Source organism: Pandoraea sputorum, from assembly GCF_000814845.2.
Taxonomy (GTDB): Bacteria; Pseudomonadota; Gammaproteobacteria; order Burkholderiales; family Burkholderiaceae; genus Pandoraea; species Pandoraea sputorum.
In genome coordinates this window covers 1,257,060-1,274,194 of record NZ_CP010431.2, presented here as the reverse complement: position 1 = coordinate 1,274,194, position 17,135 = coordinate 1,257,060, and the positions used below count along the sequence as shown (strand labels likewise).

The 17,135-nt window shown below is 62.7% G+C and carries 19 protein-coding genes; 9 read left to right on the top strand and 10 right to left on the bottom strand.

Translation table 11 applies throughout. The features are described 5' to 3' along the window. Positions 1-181 precede the first annotated feature (181 nt). The 4 genes from NA29_RS05805 to NA29_RS05790 all read right to left on the bottom strand — a co-directional run bounded on the left by NA29_RS05805 (position 182) and on the right by NA29_RS05790 (position 4,994). Positions 182-1,732 carry a class I adenylate-forming enzyme family protein gene (locus NA29_RS05805; RefSeq protein WP_039402496.1) on the bottom strand — a complete coding sequence of 517 codons (1,551 nt, stop codon included), beginning with the start codon at positions 1,730-1,732 and terminating at the stop codon, positions 182-184. Between the two features lie 113 nt (positions 1,733-1,845). Further along, complete coding sequence (locus tag NA29_RS05800) at positions 1,846-3,090, bottom strand: acyl-CoA dehydrogenase family protein (protein WP_052252558.1); 1,245 nt, start codon at positions 3,088-3,090, stop codon at positions 1,846-1,848. Between the two features lie 21 nt (positions 3,091-3,111). Continuing rightward, positions 3,112-3,948: an alpha/beta fold hydrolase gene (locus tag NA29_RS05795; RefSeq protein WP_052252557.1), complete on the bottom strand. Its 837-nt coding sequence runs from the start codon at positions 3,946-3,948 to the stop codon at positions 3,112-3,114. Next, positions 3,945-4,994 (bottom strand): 2,5-dihydroxypyridine 5,6-dioxygenase NicX family protein, encoded by a 1,050-nt coding sequence (locus NA29_RS05790; RefSeq protein WP_039396697.1) that lies wholly within the window; start codon positions 4,992-4,994, stop codon positions 3,945-3,947. The genes NA29_RS05795 and NA29_RS05790 overlap by 4 nt, the downstream gene beginning before the upstream one ends. Positions 4,995-5,139: 145 nt before the next feature. On the opposite strand from NA29_RS05790, the gene NA29_RS05785 reads away from it, so the two are divergent. The 5 genes from NA29_RS05785 (at position 5,140) to kynA (ending at position 9,399) form a co-directional block, all read left to right on the top strand. Further along, a complete protein-coding gene (locus tag NA29_RS05785) occupies positions 5,140-5,658 on the top strand; it encodes a flavin reductase family protein (RefSeq protein ID WP_039396694.1) in 519 nt (172 codons plus the stop codon). Between the two features lie 8 nt (positions 5,659-5,666). After that, complete coding sequence (locus tag NA29_RS05780; protein ID WP_039396691.1) at positions 5,667-6,137, top strand: MarR family winged helix-turn-helix transcriptional regulator; 471 nt, start codon at positions 5,667-5,669, stop codon at positions 6,135-6,137. A 301-nt stretch (positions 6,138-6,438) separates the two neighbouring features. Then, positions 6,439-7,116, top strand: a complete 678-nt coding sequence (gene kynB / locus NA29_RS05775; protein ID WP_052252556.1) for an arylformamidase — start codon at positions 6,439-6,441, stop codon at positions 7,114-7,116. Between the two features lie 62 nt (positions 7,117-7,178). Then, positions 7,179-8,432, top strand: a complete 1,254-nt coding sequence (gene kynU / locus NA29_RS05770; protein WP_039396688.1) for a kynureninase — start codon at positions 7,179-7,181, stop codon at positions 8,430-8,432. A gap of 16 nt (positions 8,433-8,448) precedes the next feature. After that, positions 8,449-9,399 (top strand): tryptophan 2,3-dioxygenase, encoded by a 951-nt coding sequence (gene kynA, locus NA29_RS05765; protein ID WP_039396685.1) that lies wholly within the window; start codon positions 8,449-8,451, stop codon positions 9,397-9,399. A 294-nt stretch (positions 9,400-9,693) separates the two neighbouring features. Here the strand turns inward: kynA and NA29_RS05760 are convergent, their stop codons facing one another. Continuing rightward, a complete protein-coding gene (locus NA29_RS05760; protein ID WP_224786862.1) occupies positions 9,694-10,542 on the bottom strand; it encodes an IclR family transcriptional regulator in 849 nt (282 codons plus the stop codon). Positions 10,543-10,715: 173 nt separating this feature from the next. On the opposite strand from NA29_RS05760, the gene NA29_RS05755 reads away from it, so the two are divergent. Next, the gene (locus NA29_RS05755; RefSeq protein WP_039396682.1) at positions 10,716-11,909 is read left to right on the top strand and encodes an acyl-CoA dehydrogenase; all 1,194 of its coding nucleotides are present in this window, start codon (positions 10,716-10,718) and stop codon (positions 11,907-11,909) included. 219 nt (positions 11,910-12,128) lie between these two features. Here the strand turns inward: NA29_RS05755 and NA29_RS05750 are convergent, their stop codons facing one another. Beyond that, the gene (locus tag NA29_RS05750; RefSeq protein WP_039396679.1) at positions 12,129-12,767 is read right to left on the bottom strand and encodes a peroxiredoxin; all 639 of its coding nucleotides are present in this window, start codon (positions 12,765-12,767) and stop codon (positions 12,129-12,131) included. 215 nt (positions 12,768-12,982) lie between these two features. On the opposite strand from NA29_RS05750, the gene NA29_RS05745 reads away from it, so the two are divergent. From NA29_RS05745 to NA29_RS05735, 3 genes are all read left to right on the top strand, one after another. Then, positions 12,983-13,291 (top strand): ElaB/YgaM/YqjD family protein, encoded by a 309-nt coding sequence (locus NA29_RS05745; RefSeq protein WP_039396676.1) that lies wholly within the window; start codon positions 12,983-12,985, stop codon positions 13,289-13,291. A 117-nt stretch (positions 13,292-13,408) separates the two neighbouring features. After that, positions 13,409-13,792 carry a phage holin family protein gene (locus NA29_RS05740; protein ID WP_039396673.1) on the top strand — a complete coding sequence of 128 codons (384 nt, stop codon included), beginning with the start codon at positions 13,409-13,411 and terminating at the stop codon, positions 13,790-13,792. 13 nt (positions 13,793-13,805) lie between these two features. Continuing rightward, entirely contained in the window at positions 13,806-14,354 is a 549-nt protein-coding gene (locus NA29_RS05735; protein WP_052252555.1) for a DUF3318 domain-containing protein, read from the top strand. Positions 14,355-14,388: 34 nt separating this feature from the next. On the opposite strand, the gene NA29_RS26145 is transcribed toward NA29_RS05735, so the two are convergent. The 4 genes from NA29_RS26145 to NA29_RS26000 form a co-directional block, all read right to left on the bottom strand. Then, on the bottom strand, positions 14,389-14,886 hold the full coding sequence (locus NA29_RS26145) for a GspH/FimT family pseudopilin (RefSeq protein ID WP_072633207.1): 498 nt from the start codon (positions 14,884-14,886) through the stop codon (positions 14,389-14,391). 73 nt (positions 14,887-14,959) lie between these two features. Beyond that, the gene (locus NA29_RS05725) at positions 14,960-15,601 is read right to left on the bottom strand and encodes a pilus assembly PilX family protein (protein WP_039396670.1); all 642 of its coding nucleotides are present in this window, start codon (positions 15,599-15,601) and stop codon (positions 14,960-14,962) included. Beyond that, positions 15,580-16,542, bottom strand: a complete 963-nt coding sequence (locus NA29_RS05720) for a PilW family protein (protein WP_039396667.1) — start codon at positions 16,540-16,542, stop codon at positions 15,580-15,582. Before NA29_RS05720 ends, NA29_RS05725 begins: the two co-directional genes overlap by 22 nt. An 11-nt stretch (positions 16,543-16,553) precedes the next feature. Next, on the bottom strand, positions 16,554-16,883 hold the full coding sequence (locus NA29_RS26000) for a hypothetical protein (protein WP_157744760.1): 330 nt from the start codon (positions 16,881-16,883) through the stop codon (positions 16,554-16,556). Positions 16,884-17,135: the final 252 nt, after the last annotated feature.

Genomic DNA, 17,135 nt, shown 5'->3' with positions numbered 1-17,135 from the left:
CTATCTTGCGATGCAATTCCCAAAGTAAAAAATGTGATTCTCACGGGATGGTAACAAATTGGGAGATTACGCATAGGGACTTTCCCTTATGCATCGCGGAAGTTCAACATAAAAAAACGCCGGAGCCTTTGTGTGACAAGGCATCCGGCGCTTTTAAGCAAAATTTGAATAAAGCTTCTGATTAGCGACTCTTGGTAGTCATTTGCGAATTCGTAGCGTCCGATAGCCACTCGATGAGAATCGGTTTTTGCACTTTCCCAAGTGCGCTCTTGGGCAGGTTCTCAAAAATGACGACGCGTCGCGGCAGTTTGAAGCGCGCGATGCGTGTGCCGAGAAAGTCGAGTACGGAGGTCTGCGTCGCACCCGCTTGTGGTGTTGCCACGACGACGGCCACGGGCACTTCGCCCCAGCGTTCGTCCGGCACGCCGACGACTGACGCTTCGAGCACGCCAGGGCAATCGACCAGCGCGTTCTCGATTTCGGCGGGATAGATGTTCTCGCCGCCCGAGATGATCATGTCCTTGCTGCGGCCGACGACTTCGAAGCAACCGTCTTCGCGCAGGCGTGCCAGATCGCCGGAGTGGAACCAACCGTCGTTGAACGACACATGATCGGGCGCACGCCAGTATTCGCGCATCACGTTCGGTGCCCGCACGAGAATTTCGCCGACGTCGCCGGGTGCCACGTCCTGCCCGGCCGGGTCGACCAAACGTACTTCCACGCCGGGGCACGCACGCCCCACCGCACCGGGATGCGCCTTCGCCTCGCCGAAGCGCAATGCGATGGACACCGGCCCCGTCTCCGTTGCGCCATACACCTGCCCGAGCGGAATACCGCGCGCGTGGAAGGCGTCGATAGCGGACATCGGCACGACGCTCGATCCCGCCATCACCCCCCGCAGCGAGGAGAGATCGGTCGCGCTCCACGCGGGGTGCGTCTGCACGGCACGCATGGTGGCGGGCACCATCAGCGAGAGTGTCGGACGATGCCGTGCGACGTCGGCAAGCCACGCCCCCGGGTCGAAGCGCGGATGCAAGGTGACGCTCGCACCGCAGAGCAGCGCGGGCAGCGTCTGAATGCACAGACCGCCGACGTGAAACATCGGCAGCGTCGAAAGAATGTGATCGTCGGCCCGCATATCGTGCGACCACCAGCTCGCCTGCGCATTGGCCAGCAGCCCGGCCTGCGTATGCAACGCGCCCTTGGGTTCGCCGGTCGTGCCGGATGTGTAGGCGAGCAGCACCGGGGCATCGGCCGGCACGTCCGGGTAGTCGACCGGCTTGACCGACGGCACCGCAATCAGGCCGTCGATGGGCGCGATGGCTGGCGGTGGCAAATCGGTGATGGCGTCCTGTTCGAGCAGATCGCGAATCTGACGTGCTGCGTCGCGATGTGTGGCGTCGAACCACAGCACGCGCACGCCCGCATGACGCACGATGGCGGCCAGCTCCGGCACGGCAAGCCGAAAGTTCAACGGTAGAAAGATGGCACCGGCGCGCGCGCAGGCAAAGAGCAGCGCCAGTTGCAATTCGTCGTTCAGACCGAGACAGGCGACGCGGTCGCCTGGCGCAATGCGCCACGTCTCGCGAAGATGACCGCCAACACGCTCGACACGGCGCCACAACGCGGCGTAATCAGTCGTGAGGGCTTCGTCACCGAAACCGCAGCGTAGCGCCAGCCGTTTGGGCGTGGCGCGCGCATGACGGGCAAGCGCTTCTACAAAAGGCGTCAACTTCTTCTCCGTCACAAGAGAGACGGCGAGGCAATCGCCACCTCGCGACCTCGCCGATTCGCTGAACCAAGGCACTCCGGATGGGCGACGCGAAAACCTCGCCCGGGGATGGCTTACTCGTCGCGCTCGCCCGGCTCGTACAACGCCTCACGGCCGATGCGGTCGAGGCACAGCTCGGCCGTCCACGGCAACATCAGCGCGCCGCAACGCGAATCGCGATACATGCGTTCGAGCGGCAAGGTCTTGAGCATCGACTGGCCGCCGCACGTGCGAATCGCGAGACGGCACAACTCGTTGGCATTTTCCATGATCGTGTACTGCGCTGCATACGCGCGCAAACGGGCTTCCTTGCCCGGATCGGCTCGACCGTCCTGCAAAGCCCGCAGGAACAGCGCCCGCGTTTGCTCCAGCATGATGTGCATTTGCGCGACGGCGATCTGCTTGGTCGGATACATGCGCCGCTTGACCGGCGCGCCCATGCCTTCGGCTTCGCCACGCAAGTACTTGACGGTGAAGTCGTACGCCGCCTGCGCGATCCCCATATAGGTCGGCGCGAGCGTCATGAACATGTGCGGCCAGCGGCTCGCCGCCTGATAGTAGACGCCGCGCGGCATCAGTTGCAGTTCGTCCGGGACGAAGACGTCCTTGAAGAGCAGCGTACGCGAGACGGTGCCACGCATGCCGAGCGGATCCCAGTCTCCGGTGACGGTCACGCCCGGGGCGTCGCCCGGCACGGCGATGTAGAACGTGTCCTTCATCGACAGCTCGGGCTTGTCTTCCGTGCACAGTACGCCGTAGTAGTTGGCTGCGCCCGAGAGCGACGCAAAGATCTTACGGCCGTTGATCATCCAGCCGCCATCGACCTTCGTCGCCGTGGTGCCGAACGGGGCCTTACCGGCGGCTGCCGCACTGCCTTCGGAGAACGGTTGCGCGTAGATCGCACCGTCCTGAATCACACGCTCGAAATGATGCTTGCGATAGCCCGCATGCTCAGCGCGTTGCTCGGGCGTCATGTCGAGATCGTCCGACAGAATGCCGGTCCACATCATCGAGCAGGTGTGCATGTTGAACGTGAGCGCGGTCGCGCCGCAATGGCGGCCCAACTCGGCGGACACCATCATGTACGTGGCGAAGTCGGCCCCCAGCCCGCCGTCTTCTTCCGGAATGCACAACTTCAGCAGGCCTGCGGCGCGCATGTCGTCGTAGTTCTCGAACGGGAACGACGCTTCGCGGTCCCACCGCGCGGCGCGCGGGGCGAGCGACTCGCGGCCGACCTGTTCTGCCAGCGCCAGCAGGCGCCGCTGCTTGTCCGTGAGCGGGAAGTGCTCGCCGACGATCGAGGGAGGCTGATAGGCCACGGTTGTCTCCTGATGTTTGTTCTAGAGCGTTGCGAGGAAGGAGCGCACCTCGGCGTCGAAGGCGGCCGGGTGTGTCAGATTCATAAGATGGCCTGCGCCGGGCAGGCAGACGTAGCGCGCGTCGGGAATCGACGCGGCCATGCGCGCCATCACTTTCGGCGGCGCGTTGCTGTCGTGTTCACCTGCGATCAGCAACACCGGCACGCTCAGGCGCGCCAATGCCGCGCGCTGCTCGAAGCCGACGAGTGCCTGCAATGCAGCGCGATAGGCGGGCGGCGTGAGCGCGCCCATCGCGTCGACGGCCAGTGTGTGTGCGCTCGCGCGTGTCACGTCATCAGGCTCGCCGAGCATGCCCGGCACGATCGCTTCGGCCATCTCGCGCAGGGTCTTGCCCGCGTCGAGCGGCGCCGTGCGCTGACGCACGAACTCGCGCTGGAAGTCGCCGTCAGGCTTGCCGAAAGCCGGTGACGTGCCGCACAGCACGAGGCCAGCGACGTCGCGAGTCGCGGGTGCGCCGCGCGCCATCAGCTCCTGCACGACCATGCCGCCCATGCTGTGTCCGACAAGGACAAAGCGTGGTGCATCGGATACAGGCGACGTCGAACGCAACGTATCGAGCAACGCAAGAAGGCTATCGGCGAGCGCCTCCATCGTCGGTTCGGCTGGCATGGCGCTGTCGCCGTAGCCCGGCATGTCCCACGCTACGACGCGGTAACCGGCAGCGACGAACGTGTCGAACTGCGCGGGCCAGACGTGACGGTTGCCGCCGATGCCATGCAGCAGCACGAGCGTGAGTGGGCCGTCGCCGGACTCGCGATAGGCGGGACAGGCAGGCACGGCCATCGTCGGCGACGTCATGATGCGAATTCGCCTTGCAGTTGCCCTTCGCGCACCACGACGTCGCCGTCGAGCGCGACCGTGCATTTGCGCAGCGGCAAATCGAAGTGACCCAACGTGTGGCGTCCCGCGACCTCGTTGGCCCCTGTCGAATAAAGGAAGTTGCCTGCGAAGGCGCGCTGCTCCGTGCCGTTGCAATCGCGCTTGTCGTAGCAGGCGAGTGCATCCCAGCGGGCGCGCGGGTTCAGGCCGAAGCCGACGTGCGACACGGCGTACGCCTCGCGGTCGCCCCACGCGGCGAAGTAGTCGCGCATCAGATCGACGTCCACGCCCTCTCCGTCGATGGCCACGACATAGTCGTCCTCGACGGTGAGCGCAATGCGATCGCGCAAGTATTGTTTGAAGGTGAGATTGATGTCGCCCGGTGCGAGCACGAGCTGGCCGTTGACACTATGCGCGGCGGGAAACGCCAGCGCGAGGCCACCGGGCCAATGCGCGACCTGCCCCGGTTTGGCGCACCAGCCCCAGACGCCACCCACACGCGCGTCGCGAAGTCCGATGCGCAAATCGGTACCGGCCGCAGACGTCACGTGCATTTCTGCTGCACTGCGCAAACGCTTGATCGCAGCGCGCACTTTCGGCTCCAGCGCCGGGTCGGTGGCGCAGCGCTCCAGAATCTCGGGATGTTCGTTCGACACCATCAGCACGCGCGCGCCACCGCCCAGAATCTCGGGCAGTTCGGGGGCGTGTAACAGGCCTTCGACGGTGCAATCGACGACGAGCGTCGCCGCCTTGAGGGCCGCCACGACAGGGGCCAGTTGCCCCAGCGCGTCGCTTGCCCCGGTCGAGCGCACAGGCACCGGCGCACTGACACGCGCACTGGGTACGACCAGCCGGAACGGCCTTGCGCCAAGCGCCTCGGCGGCCAACTGCGCCAATTCCACGTTGACAGGCCGGGATTGCGTTTCAGCTACAATCGCCACCACATCACCGGGTCGTATGTCGCAGCGCCGCAAGGTCTCGGCAAATACGTCGATCCACTTATGCTCGATTCGCTCGATCAGCATATCGTCTCCTGAGCGTCTGACCCTTGCGCCCTTGCCGGGCAACACTGGCCGTCACGCGTCTTGTCGATCTGTTGTTCGTGCCATAGTATATGAATATTCATACAAATCAACCCGATCAAATTAGCCGGACGGGAGTGCAGGGAAAGTGAACGCCAATCGCGCTTCGGCGCCTGATTTCGACAGTGCAGCTTTTCGCAGTGCGCTCGGTCAATTTGCGACCGGTGTCACCGTGATCACCACGCGGGCCGACGACGGCTCGCTCATCGGCATCACCGCCAGTTCGTTCAACTCGGTGTCGCTCACGCCGCCGCTCATCTTGTGGAGTCTTGCCACACGCGCGGGCAGCATGCCCGTGTTCCGTGAGAACACACATTACGCCGTGAACGTGCTCGCTGCCGATCAGCTCGATCTGTGCAAGCGCTTCGCGACGATGAAGGGCGACCGGTTCGCGGGCGTGCCGTACACGCTGTCGGCATCGGGCACGCCGGTGCTGGACGGCGCGCTTGCCTGGTTCGAATGCCACAACCGCAGCCGTTACGACGAAGGCGATCACGTCATCTTCGTGGGTGAGGTGGAGCGTTGCGGCGTGCATACGGATGTTGCAGAGCGCATGCCCCTGATCTTCCACGCAGGCGGCTTCCACAAACCGCAATCGTTGGGCTGAGGCACATCATGTCCGCTACGCGGCCGACCTCTCCGGCTTCGTCCGACACACCGTTCGTCGACGACTATCTGCTGTATCTGCTCGCCCGCGCGAGCGCGCTCGTGTCGGACGAGTTTCACCGCGAAGTGGCTGCCGCCGATCTGGGCGTGCTGGAGTGGCGCGTGCTGGCCACGTTGTCCGACGGGCAGGCGCGCACCATCAATCAACTGGCCGACATCGTGCTCGCCAAGCAGCCGACCGTCACCAAGGTCATCGATCGGCTCGAAGCATCGGGCGACGTCGTTCGGGGCGAGAGCGCCACCGACCGTCGGCAATCGCTGGTCTCACTCACCGATGCGGGCGTCGCCCATGTCACCCCGTTACTGGCGGGTGCGCGACGTCACGAGGCGAGTGTGCTCGCGCGATTCGGCGAGACGCAGTCGGCACAACTCAAGGAAGCGCTGCGCGAGCTCATCCACCAGATGGCGCATCGACGTTAGTCTTCTTTCCCGCCCCTTTCGTCCCTTTCGTCCCTTCCGCCGCCTCCATCCTTCCCTCCTCCCCCTCGCACTACCCCGCACCACCCCGCACTACCCCACCGACGAATTCTGACGAAATCGCATCGAATTCGATCAAATTCGCAAAAATTGAAATAATCCACCGATAAGACGGCACAAATGTTTGCCTGATTTCAATTCGGCCCGCGCGGCCATTCGAATACGCAAGCACCTGCGGCGAAGAATTTCCTACACTATCTGGGATTTCTCCTTTCAAAAAACGCGCCTTATCAAGCGCTTGCGTATGAACGTTTCAAACGCTCCGGAAGCTCCGAATGCAGCAGCCACCACGACCGAGCGCCGTGTGTGGGACATCAGCCCGCCGTTGTCCGCAGACACGCCCGTATGGCCCGGCGACACGCCGCTGACCGAGGAAGCTGTGTGGCAGATCGGTCCCGGCTGCCCGGTCAACGTGGGCCGCATCACGCTCTCACCGCACACCGGCGCGCATGCCGATGCGCCGCGTCATTACGACGACACGGGCGTTTGCATTGGCGAAGTCGACATTCAGACGTATCTGGGGCCGTGCCGGGTGATCCATTGCATCGGGGCGTCGCCAGTCGTCACGCCTGAGATGGTCGCGCCGCACCTCGCGAACGTTCCGCCGCGCGTGCTGTTGCGCACGTACACACAAGCGCCGGTCTCGCGCTGGGACAGCGAGTTTTGCGCTGTCGCACCGGAGACGATTGATTTGCTGGCGTCGCACGGCGTGAAGCTCGTGGGCATCGATACGCCCTCACTCGATCCGCAGCAGAGCAAGACGATGGACGCCCATCACCGCATTCGTGCGCATCGCATGGCGATCCTCGAAGGGCTGGTCCTCGATGCCATCACGCCAGCCGACTACGAACTCATCGCACTGCCGCTGAAGTTCATGCGGCTCGATGCGAGTCCGGTGCGCGCAGTGCTTCGCGCACTCTGAGCATCGCGGAACACACCGTTTTTTATCCAACGCTTCAACTCATTTACTCAACTACGCAAACCATGACGTCTTCTCGCAACGATTGTCTGGCCCTCGACGCGGCCGATGCCCTTGCGCCGCTGCGCGCACAGTTCGACCTGCCGCCGAACGTGATCTACCTCGACGGCAACTCGCTGGGGGCGCGTCCGATCGCTTCGGCCAAGCGCGCGCAGGAGGTGATTACTGGCGAATGGGGCGTGGGTCTTATCCGTAGCTGGAACGAAGCCGACTGGTTCGCACTGCCGCGCACACTTGGCGACAACCTTGCCCCGATCATCGGTGCGGGCAAAGGCGAAGTCGTGGTGACGGACACCACGTCGAGCAACCTCTTCAAGGTGATGGCCGCCGCACTCGACGCGCAGCGTGAGCGTTCGCCCAAGCGCAAGGTCGTGATCTCCGAGCGCAGCAACTTCCCGACCGATCTTTACATCGTGCAAGGGCTGACGCGTCTGCTCGACGACGGTTACTCGCTGCGTCTGATCGACTCGCCGGACGAGCTGCAAAGCGCGCTGGGCGACGACGTCGCCGTGGTGCTGCTCACGCACGTGAACTACCGCACGGGCGCGATGTACGACATGAAAGCGCGCACGGCCGAGATTCATGCGAGCGGCGCGCTGGCGGTGTGGGATCTGTGTCACTCGGCGGGCGCTGTGCCGGTCGATCTGAACGGTGCTGACGCCGATTACGCCGTGGGTTGCACGTACAAGTATCTGAACGGCGGCCCGGGCTCACCTGCGTTCGTGTGGGTCAACAAGAAGCATCAGGACACGTTCTGGCAGCCGCTGTCGGGCTGGTGGGGCCACCGCACGCCGTTCGCGATGACGCCGGAGTACACGCCGGACGACGGCATCGGCCGCTACCTGTGCGGCACGCAGCCGATCGTCTCGCTGTCGCTGGTGCAATGTGGTCTGGACATTTTTGCGCAAACGTCGATGGACGCGTTGCGTCGCAAGTCGCTCGCGCTGACGGATCTGTTCATCAAGCTGGTCGAAGAACGTTGCGCCGAGTTCCCGCTGAAGCTGGTGACGCCGCGCGATCACGCGTCGCGTGGTTCGCAGGTGAGCTTCGAGCATCCGGAAGGTTTCGCAGTGATTCAGGCACTGATTGCGCGCGGCGTGATCGGCGACTATCGCGAGCCGCGCATCATGCGTTTCGGTATGACGCCGCTGTACACGAGCTTTGCCGACGTGTGGGATTCGGTCGAGATTCTGCGCGACGTGCTGAGCACCGGTTCGTGGGACAAGCCCGAGTTCCACCGCCGCGGCGCGGTGACCTGAGCGAGGAGTCGTCAGCATGACCAAGCCGTCCCCCAAGGCCACGACGCCGACATCCGACTCGCCCGCTCAGGGCGGGTGCCCGTTCGGGCATGGAAGCGAAGCGAGTGGCGGTGCGTCGTCGACGCCCGCCAGCACGTCTGCCAACGCCACGCAGTGGCACGACGCGCAGCTCGATTTCTCGAAGAGCATGAGCTATGGCGACTACCTGTCGCTCGATCCGATTCTGAATGCACAGCATCCGCGCTCGACGGATCACAACGAGATGCTGTTCATCATTCAGCATCAGACAAGTGAACTGTGGATGAAGCTCGCGCTGTACGAGTTGCAGGCAGCGCGCGCGGCCGTTCATAACGACGAACTGCCGCCAGCGTTCAAGATGCTGGCGCGCGTGTCACGCATTCTCGAGCAGTTGGTGCAGGCGTGGAGCGTGCTGGCAACGATGACGCCGTCGGAGTATTCGTCGATGCGTCCGTCGCTGGGTAGCTCGTCGGGCTTCCAGTCGTATCAGTACCGCATTCTGGAGTTCATGCTCGGCAACAAGAATGCGGCGATGCTCGGGCCGCATTCGCATCGCCCGGATCTGTATCAGCAGGTCGAAGCTGCGCTCAACGCACCGTCGTTCTATGACGAAGTGGTGCGTCTGCTCGCACGTCGCGGCTTTGCGATTGCGCCGGAGCGTCTGGAGCGCGATTGGACGAAGCCAACGCCGCACGACACGACCGTCGAAGCGGCATGGCTTGAGGTCTATCGCAATCCGTCGCAACACTGGGAGCTATACGAGATGGCCGAAGAACTGGTCGATCTCGAGGATGCTTTCCGTCAGTGGCGCTTCCGTCACGTGACGACGGTCGAGCGCATCATCGGCTTCAAGCAAGGGACCGGCGGCACGAATGGTGCGCCGTACCTGCGCAAGATGCTCGACGTGGTGTTGTTCCCGGAGCTTTGGCACGTGCGGACGTTGCTGTGAGTTTTTGGAACGTGCAGTAAGAACCGTCGTATAGACGCGGTTAGCGCCCTCGTCCCCTACCCGGGGCAGCGGCGCTTGCCCGGCCCCTGACTCCGCTCCAAGACCTTTCAAGTCGCTACGTCAGGGGCCGGACAATCACCGCCATCGGATGTCCGCATACCCGGCGCGGTTGTCGAACGTTCGGTGTCATCGCAACGATGACGGTGACGAATCGGGTTGGGTGTCGCCCGCGGTGCGACTTAAAAGGTAGTGGAGCGCCGCGGGCGACACCCGACCCGATTGACCACAGACCGATTAAGCGTTTCCGCTAAGACGAGCGGCCAACTGTTTCAATCGGGGTCCGATCTCATCCCGAAACACCGAATCCGGAATCGAAGAAGACGGCCCGCTGCAACTGATCGCGAGCCAACGGTTCTGCCGGATGTCACGAAGCGGCACGGCGACGGCGTTGACGCCTTCATGCCACTCGCGAAACGAGTAACAGAGCCCTTCCCGTTTGTACGATTCGATCCCTTTATCGACGCCCGATTGCAGTGCTTCCCAGCCGACATTGCGCAGTGCGGCGGGATTGGCGTCGTAGGCATCGTGCAGATCCGAGAGCATCGTCTCGCGCTCGGTCGGCGTCATGGCCGCGAGGTAGACGCGCCCCATCGAACTGGTCAGCATCGATAGACGAGAGCCCGCCGTCAGACCCAGCGTGAGATGTGCGGAGTCGCTGCGAATCGTCTCCAGATACATCATGTCCACGCCCTCGCGACAGCCCAGGGAGATCGAACACCCCATTTCTTTGGCAAGCGCGCGCATGTGAGGACGCGCCAGCGTCAGCATGTCAGTACCGTTCAGGAAAGCATAGCCGAGGGCCAGTACGCCCGCGTCCAGCGCATATTTGCCCAGATCGACGTCGTAACGCAGGTAGCCGAGTTCGGTGAGGGTGTAGGCCAGGCGGCTTACCGTCGCTTTCGGCAAGCCCGTGCGCGCCGCGAAATCGCGGTTGCCGAGCAACATGTCGTCCGGGCCGAAGGCGCGCAGCAGTTCGAGGCCGCGCGCAAGCGCCGTAACGAACTTGCGCTCGTCGTGCGACGGCGACACACCATGAGCCGGCGCACCGGTAAGGGCAGACAGGGACGTTTTGATCACAGCCATCGCGCACTCCGCATCGACTTCGCAGCCAAATTGAACACACCGGGCAAACAGATTCGGCCAGTGCATGCACTGGCCGTTGCCCGGCGAAAAATTTTAGTGTTAAACTAACTTCGATTTCAGAACATTGTTCCGCATTGCGGAACTTTCGTCAAGTTGATTGGAGGAGATGGGTCATGGCAGGCAATGCACAGTTTCACTGGGAAGATCCGCTGTTGCTCGACGCGCAGCTCACCACCGACGAACGCATGATTCGCGACGCGGCCGCCGCGTATGCGAACGACAAGCTCGCACCGCGCGTGCTCGAAGCGTTCCGTCACGAGCGCACCGATGCATCGATCTTTCGCGAAATGGGCGAGATCGGCCTGCTCGGCCCGACGATCCCCGAACAATACGGCGGCCCCGGTCTGAACTATGTGGCCTACGGCCTGATCGCCCGCGAGGTCGAGCGCGTGGATTCGGGCTATCGCTCGATGATGTCCGTGCAGTCGTCGCTCGTCATGGTCCCGATCTATGAGTTTGGCAGCGAAGCGCAGAAGCAGAAGTACCTGCCGAAGCTCGCCAGCGGCGAATGGATCGGCTGCTTCGGCCTGACCGAGCCGAACCACGGTTCGGACCCGGCTGGCATGACCACCCGCGCCAAGAAGGTCGCCGGTGGTTACGAACTGAGCGGCAGCAAGATGTGGATCACGAATTCGCCCATCGCCGACGTCTTCGTCGTCTGGGGCAAGCTCGCCGACGAAAACGGCGAAGAGAAGATTCGCGGCTTCATTCTGGAAAAAGACTGGAAGGGTCTGTCGGCCCCCGCGATTCATGGCAAGGTCGGCCTGCGTGCATCCATCACGGGCGAGATCGTGATGGATCAGGTCTTCGTGCCGGAAGAGAATCTGATGCCGGGCGTCTCCGGTCTGAAGGGGCCGTTCACGTGCCTGAACTCGGCGCGCTACGGCATCGCCTGGGGCGCACTGGGCGCCGCCGAATTCTGCTGGCACATGGCACGCCAGTACGTGCTCGATCGTCAGCAGTTCGGTCGCCCGCTCGCCGCCAATCAGCTGATTCAGAAGAAGCTGGCCGACATGCAGACGGAGATCACCCTAGGCCTGCAAGGCTGCCTGCGTCTGGGTCGAATGAAGGACGAAGGCACGGCGGCGGTCGAAATCACCTCGATCATGAAGCGCAACTCGTGCGGCAAGGCACTCGACGTGGCGCGTCTGGCCCGCGACATGCTCGGCGGTAACGGCATCTCCGACGAGTTCGGCATCGCCCGCCATCTCGTGAACCTCGAAGTGGTCAACACCTACGAAGGCACGCACGACATCCACGCCCTGATTCTGGGTCGCGCGCAAACGGGTATTCAGGCGTTCTTCTGATTCCCGGAAGTTTGAGAAGTGGGCGCGAGATCGCGCCCACTTCTTTGCAATGTTGTTAGGTACGCGTCGTTTCTCGAGCCGCATGTCGCGGGCCGTCAATCCAACGAGCGACGGCGCGTACCCAACAAAAAAGCCAGCTCTTTCGAGCTGGCTTTTTTTGCTTCTTGCTGCGGCATCTGCGGCGCATATTCATGCAACCGCACCTCCATCACCCATCGATTACTTGTTCGGCTGCGGCGTGAGGCGCAGATACGGACGCACGGCCTTGTAGCCCTTCGGGAATTTCTCCTTCAGCACAGCTTCGTCCTTGAGCGACGGCACGATCACCACATCTTCGCCATCCTTCCAGTTGCCCGGCGTGGCGACCGAGTAATTGTCGGTCAGTTGCAGCGAATCGATGACGCGAAGAATTTCGTCGAAGTTGCGACCCGTGCTTGCCGGATACGTGATGATCAGACGCACCTTCTTCTTCGGATCGATCACGAACAGCGAGCGCACCGTCACGGTTTCGCTGGCGTTCGGGTGAATCATGTCGTACAGCTGCGAAACCTTGCGATCGCCGTCTGCCAGGATCGGGAAATTGACCGTGGTGTTCTGCGTTTCGTTGATGTCGTTGATCCAGCCCTTGTGCGACTCCGCATCGTCTACCGACAAGGCGATGGCTTTCACGTTACGTTTTTCGAACTCGCCCTTGAGTTTTGCAGTCAGACCCAGTTCGGTCGTGCACACCGGCGTGTAGTCAGCCGGATGCGAGAAAAGGACACCCCAGCCATCGCCGAGGTATTCGTGAAACTTGATCGTGCCGATCGACGAATCCTGCTCGAAGTCGGGAGCGATATCACCCAAACGCAATGTCATTTACGGTCTCCTTGAGAACCTTTCACTCAGTGGGATCAAGACTAAAGGATGCTAAGCTTAGTCAGAACGAATAAAAAATTTGTTCCAAATGATTTCTGGAAATATACCGCGGCCCGTCTGTTGTTTTCTGGCAACGACGCGTTGAAAGCGGTACGATAACCCCCATATCAGCCGCACATCCTCCCGCATTTTCCTCCCAGAAACGGGTAACGACTATGTCGCAAGTGCATATCAACAAGGAGAAGTTCATGACCGATATCAAATCCGTACTGGCCGACGCCGAAGACCTGCTCAAGCAAGCCGCCAACACGACCGGTGAGCGTGCTTCCGAACTGAGCGACAAGGCCCTCACCCTGCTCAAGCAAGCTAAGGAAAAGGCCTCGGACGTTCAGGTCGTCGTGGTTGAGAAGAGCAAGAAGGCCGCTCGCGCAACTGACGACTACGTGCACGATCATCCGTGGCAAGCCGTGGGCATCGCCGCCGGTATCGGCGTGGTGATCGGCCTGCTGCTCAACCGCAAGTAAGCTCGCTGAATACGCGCAATCAGCGCGACCAGCACAAGTCACTTTCTCGCCTACTCTGCCAAAGGCGGAGCCTGCCTGACCGGTGCGACGGGTCAGGCGGGCCGCCCCGTCCAGCCCATGACCGACAATGATCGCACGACCCCGCCGCGGCCTTCGCTGCGGCGCCTCGCCGGTGCGTTGCTCGAGATCCTTCAGTCGCGCATCGAACTCATCGGCATCGAATTGACCGAAGAGAAGGAACGCCTGATGGGCGTTGCGTTTCTCGGTCTTGCCGCAATGCTCTTCGGTGTTCTCGCCCTCGTGTCGCTGACCGCGCTGGTCATCGTCATTTTCTGGGACACCTATCGCCTCCAGGCCATGACCGGCATCTTCGCCGTGTATCTCTTGCTCGCGAGCTGGTGCGCCATGCGTGCCCGCAACATTCTGCGCGATGCCCCGATGCCGTTCGAAGCCACGCTGGCCGAGTTCGAAAAGGACCGCGACGCCCTGCGTCCGGACTGAAGGAGACCCGCCCGTGCCGCTGGAACAGAACCATCCTCAACGACCGCGTCGCCCGCGTCAGTCGCGACGCTCCCGTCACGAGCTCCTCGCCATCCGCAAGGAAATCGTGCTCACACGCATTGCCGTCGAGCGTGCCGAACTGATTCAGGCATCGCACGTGACGCGCGAGCGTCTGCGCAATTTCCGCTGGGTTCGCTACCTGCTGCCCGGCGGGCTCGCCCGCTTCTCCGGCCTCGGCGGCCTCGGTGGCCTCGCCAACTCCGGCCTCAAGCTCGGCGGTCTGCTCGAACGCTACCCGCTCGTCAGCTCGGTGGCGTCGATTGCGCTGACGGGCCTCTCTCACACGCCTGTCGGACGCATCGCCCGTCGCGGCCTCACGTGGGGCAGCCTCGGCGTGCTGGCGTGGCAAGGTATCAAGCTCTGGCAAGAATCGACGAAAGGATCGTCGACACAAGCCGACGCTTCAACAGATGCCGCGACGTCAACGAATCCCGCGACAACACCCTCAGCCCCAGCCTCAGCCGCCAAAGACAACGATCGCGGTTCCCCACCGCTGATGTAATACCGGCATTCGCGCCTCTCGCCCATACGGCCGCCTACGCATTGCAACGCTTTGCGACACGTGCGCGGCCGTAGGCATTGATGGTGATGCAAATGCGTCGATCATGCCCTGCGATGCGCACCGTGCCCGACAACCATTTGCGCGCCTCGGTCCGGATGAAGCCACTTTCGGCGAATGCCAGCCCTTGCGTGTAATACAGGCCCCACCTCGCCTCAATGCTCACCCCCGACGGCAGCGGCGCGTGACGCCCCAATAGCGTCTCGCCCGCATCCAGCCGGTGATTTCGGTTCTCGTCGACAAACGTCACCCAACCGCTGTTCAAACTCACTCCGTCGTGCGGCGCAATGGCGATACGCCGATGTCGCCCCAATGCCTCGGCGCGCGCCGCTTGCATCGTCGCCAGAAATGCACGGGCCGTCGTCTCCACCGCCACACGACGCCGCACCGCCTCTATCGACGGCGCGACAGCAAACAGCGCAACCGCAAGCACCGCCATCGCCACAAGGCACTCGATCAGTGTGACGCCACGCATCGACCGCGCTTCGGGCCTATCGAACCTATCGAACCTATTGAACCTATCGCGCCGCCGTGACACGCTGCTCCAGTCACGCATCGCAATGCTCACGTCTGGCGCCCTGCACCGGCGTCGTTATCGCGTTGTCGTGCCAGGTCGCGACTTCGCGCCAGTTCAACCTGCGCGATGAGAATGAGATCGGTGCAGCGCCTCCCCCAGCCGTGCGTCCGCGAGAAGCGCGAACCTCATATATCGCCTGCAGGAAGACCCGCGTCCCGGGCAATTTTCCGCATCCCATCGCGCTCACGCGGTAGCGGCGCACGAGCGACTGTCTTGCTGCCTTCGCCGCGTGCGCGTCCGGCAAGTACTCGGTGAAAGCGATTCGTTCGATGAAGTACCGCGCACTGTTCACAGAAACGATGCGCGTATCGTTCCATCCAATTCCAACCCAGTTCGCCATTTGATTGGGCTCGCGGCTTCCGTCTCGATAGCGCGCAGCGATGACACCATGCGGTCCTTCATCGAACTCGTACGGTACGGCAATATCCGGGGCGTGTGCACCGCCGACCAATCGCTCGCGTGCGGCCCTGAGTGCGTCATGCGCTGCGCCGAAGGCGAACACTCTATCGTTCGTGTATGCGATGAAGCGGGTCGCCAGTTCACGATGCTGCATGCCTGAGACCCCCAGCGCTATCAGGGCCGCGAGCCACATCACGATGAAGACACCAACCATCTCGCCTCCTCGCGAATACCGCCATCGTTGCGCCGATAGGCCACCACCGTGAACACATGCAAATGGACGTCACCGGCATTGGTCAGCCACTTGTACTCGCGACCACCGGACGCCGCATCGAAGACTTCGACGGTCCGGCCCGCACGCAGCTTTCCTCCACGTCGCGGCGCCCCCCTCAACACGAGAGAAAATGCCACGGCACTCACATTTTCCCAACCACCGGCCCCAGCGGGTGCGCTTGGCGGTTTGCGTCGCGCGCTCTTCACCGGCGTCATCCATCGCAATGGCCCGGTTCCCCCAGCACGCACGCCCAGCCGGATATACATCGCCTCGACACCAATCACCAGCACCTGCGCAGGACTCAGCGTCGTGATCTTGTATCCCCGGTCGCCGTACCGACAGAACAGCGAAGGGACACCGTCTTCGCCTTTGTCAATGTAGAAGGCACTGACGTTACGGTCGTCGCCATCGCTTCGCGCTCTCACGCTTGCCCCACCACAGTTCTGTACCGCGCCGTTGCCATTGCCATTTTCGTCCCCGAAGCCCGCACCGTGATACTGCACCTCCAGCATCGTGCTGCCCTGCCAGCCCCGCTTCGGGCAAGTGTCGAGCGTGCCTGCGCATTCGGCACTGGCTCGCAGTGAAGGCCAATCGCCTAGCCCGGGTTGAACAGATCGATCTGCGTTGAGGATCGGGCCTTCCAACGGATCCCAATTTCGATATCCGGCCATGCCGACAGCGCGCGTGAGTTGATTCAGCGCGAAGGCAGCACGCTCATTCACCTCGTATCGCTCCGCCTGCACGCGCCACAATCGAATACCCGCGAGATAGATCGCAGTCGCCGCCATCACGATCAGCAGCCCCAGCGGCATGGCGATCACCCATTCGAGCAGGGTGAAGCCGTGCATGCGACGTTTGCCTGCCGGTAGACGACAAATCATGGGCGCTGTCGTCATGGCAGACGGTCGACAGCCATGACACCTTGCGCCGCTGGCGACGGCAATGCGGTTGTGACCACGTTGTGCGCAACAACCCCTGTGGCCGACGACACGCCGCCCGCAGCTTGCCAGTGAGCGAAGCCCTGCGCACCGGCGACGAGCGCGGTCATCGTGAACAAGACGTCGAGCAGCGCCGCCCCTCGCATCACGCGGCAACATCGAACGTGCGGTGAAGGCAATCTCGGTGGTGTCGGCGGGGGCGATGCACGCACACGATTCACCTCGACATCCCGTGACGTGTGATGCCCGATGCGGGGCAGCATGTGATGACGATCCTGTTGCATGGCGTGGCTCCTTGGCTCGTTGATAGCGAGTTGACGACGTGTCTATCGTCGCGCATCGCCATCTCCGAACCAATCGGACAGCACCGCAAAACCCGCCCCGCTATGCGCCACCTCACTTTTCACACACGTCAGTTCACACACGCCCCCCCGTCACACCCGCCGCGCAAAAAAAACGGCGACCGAGGTCGCCGTCCTTCTTCTCATCGATGGTCGCCTATGGCATATCGCTCACCGCCAACGCGCCATGCACCT

Excerpts from the sequence above, each read along its gene's own strand:
- kynA (WP_039396685.1), top strand. The coding sequence starts at position 8,449 with ATGACCAAGCCGTCCCCCAAGGCCACGACGCCGACATCCGACTCGCCC.
- NA29_RS05790 (WP_039396697.1), bottom strand. The coding sequence starts at position 4,994 with ATGCTGATCGAGCGAATCGAGCATAAGTGGATCGACGTATTTGCCGAG.
- NA29_RS05720 (WP_039396667.1), bottom strand. The coding sequence starts at position 16,542 with ATGATTTGTCGTCTACCGGCAGGCAAACGTCGCATGCACGGCTTCACC.
- NA29_RS05795 (WP_052252557.1), bottom strand. The coding sequence starts at position 3,948 with ATGACGTCGCCGACGATGGCCGTGCCTGCCTGTCCCGCCTATCGCGAG.
- NA29_RS05725 (WP_039396670.1), bottom strand. The coding sequence starts at position 15,601 with ATGGTTGGTGTCTTCATCGTGATGTGGCTCGCGGCCCTGATAGCGCTG.
- kynB (WP_052252556.1), top strand. The coding sequence starts at position 6,439 with ATGAACGTTTCAAACGCTCCGGAAGCTCCGAATGCAGCAGCCACCACG.
- NA29_RS05760 (WP_224786862.1), bottom strand. The coding sequence starts at position 10,542 with ATGGCTGTGATCAAAACGTCCCTGTCTGCCCTTACCGGTGCGCCGGCT.
- NA29_RS26145 (WP_072633207.1), bottom strand. The coding sequence starts at position 14,886 with ATGCGTGGCGTCACACTGATCGAGTGCCTTGTGGCGATGGCGGTGCTT.
- NA29_RS05745 (WP_039396676.1), top strand. The coding sequence starts at position 12,983 with ATGTCGCAAGTGCATATCAACAAGGAGAAGTTCATGACCGATATCAAA.
- NA29_RS05780 (WP_039396691.1), top strand. The coding sequence starts at position 5,667 with ATGTCCGCTACGCGGCCGACCTCTCCGGCTTCGTCCGACACACCGTTC.
- NA29_RS05740 (WP_039396673.1), top strand. The coding sequence starts at position 13,409 with ATGACCGACAATGATCGCACGACCCCGCCGCGGCCTTCGCTGCGGCGC.
- NA29_RS05750 (WP_039396679.1), bottom strand. The coding sequence starts at position 12,767 with ATGACATTGCGTTTGGGTGATATCGCTCCCGACTTCGAGCAGGATTCG.
- NA29_RS26000 (WP_157744760.1), bottom strand. The coding sequence starts at position 16,883 with ATGCAACAGGATCGTCATCACATGCTGCCCCGCATCGGGCATCACACG.
- kynU (WP_039396688.1), top strand. The coding sequence starts at position 7,179 with ATGACGTCTTCTCGCAACGATTGTCTGGCCCTCGACGCGGCCGATGCC.
- NA29_RS05755 (WP_039396682.1), top strand. The coding sequence starts at position 10,716 with ATGGCAGGCAATGCACAGTTTCACTGGGAAGATCCGCTGTTGCTCGAC.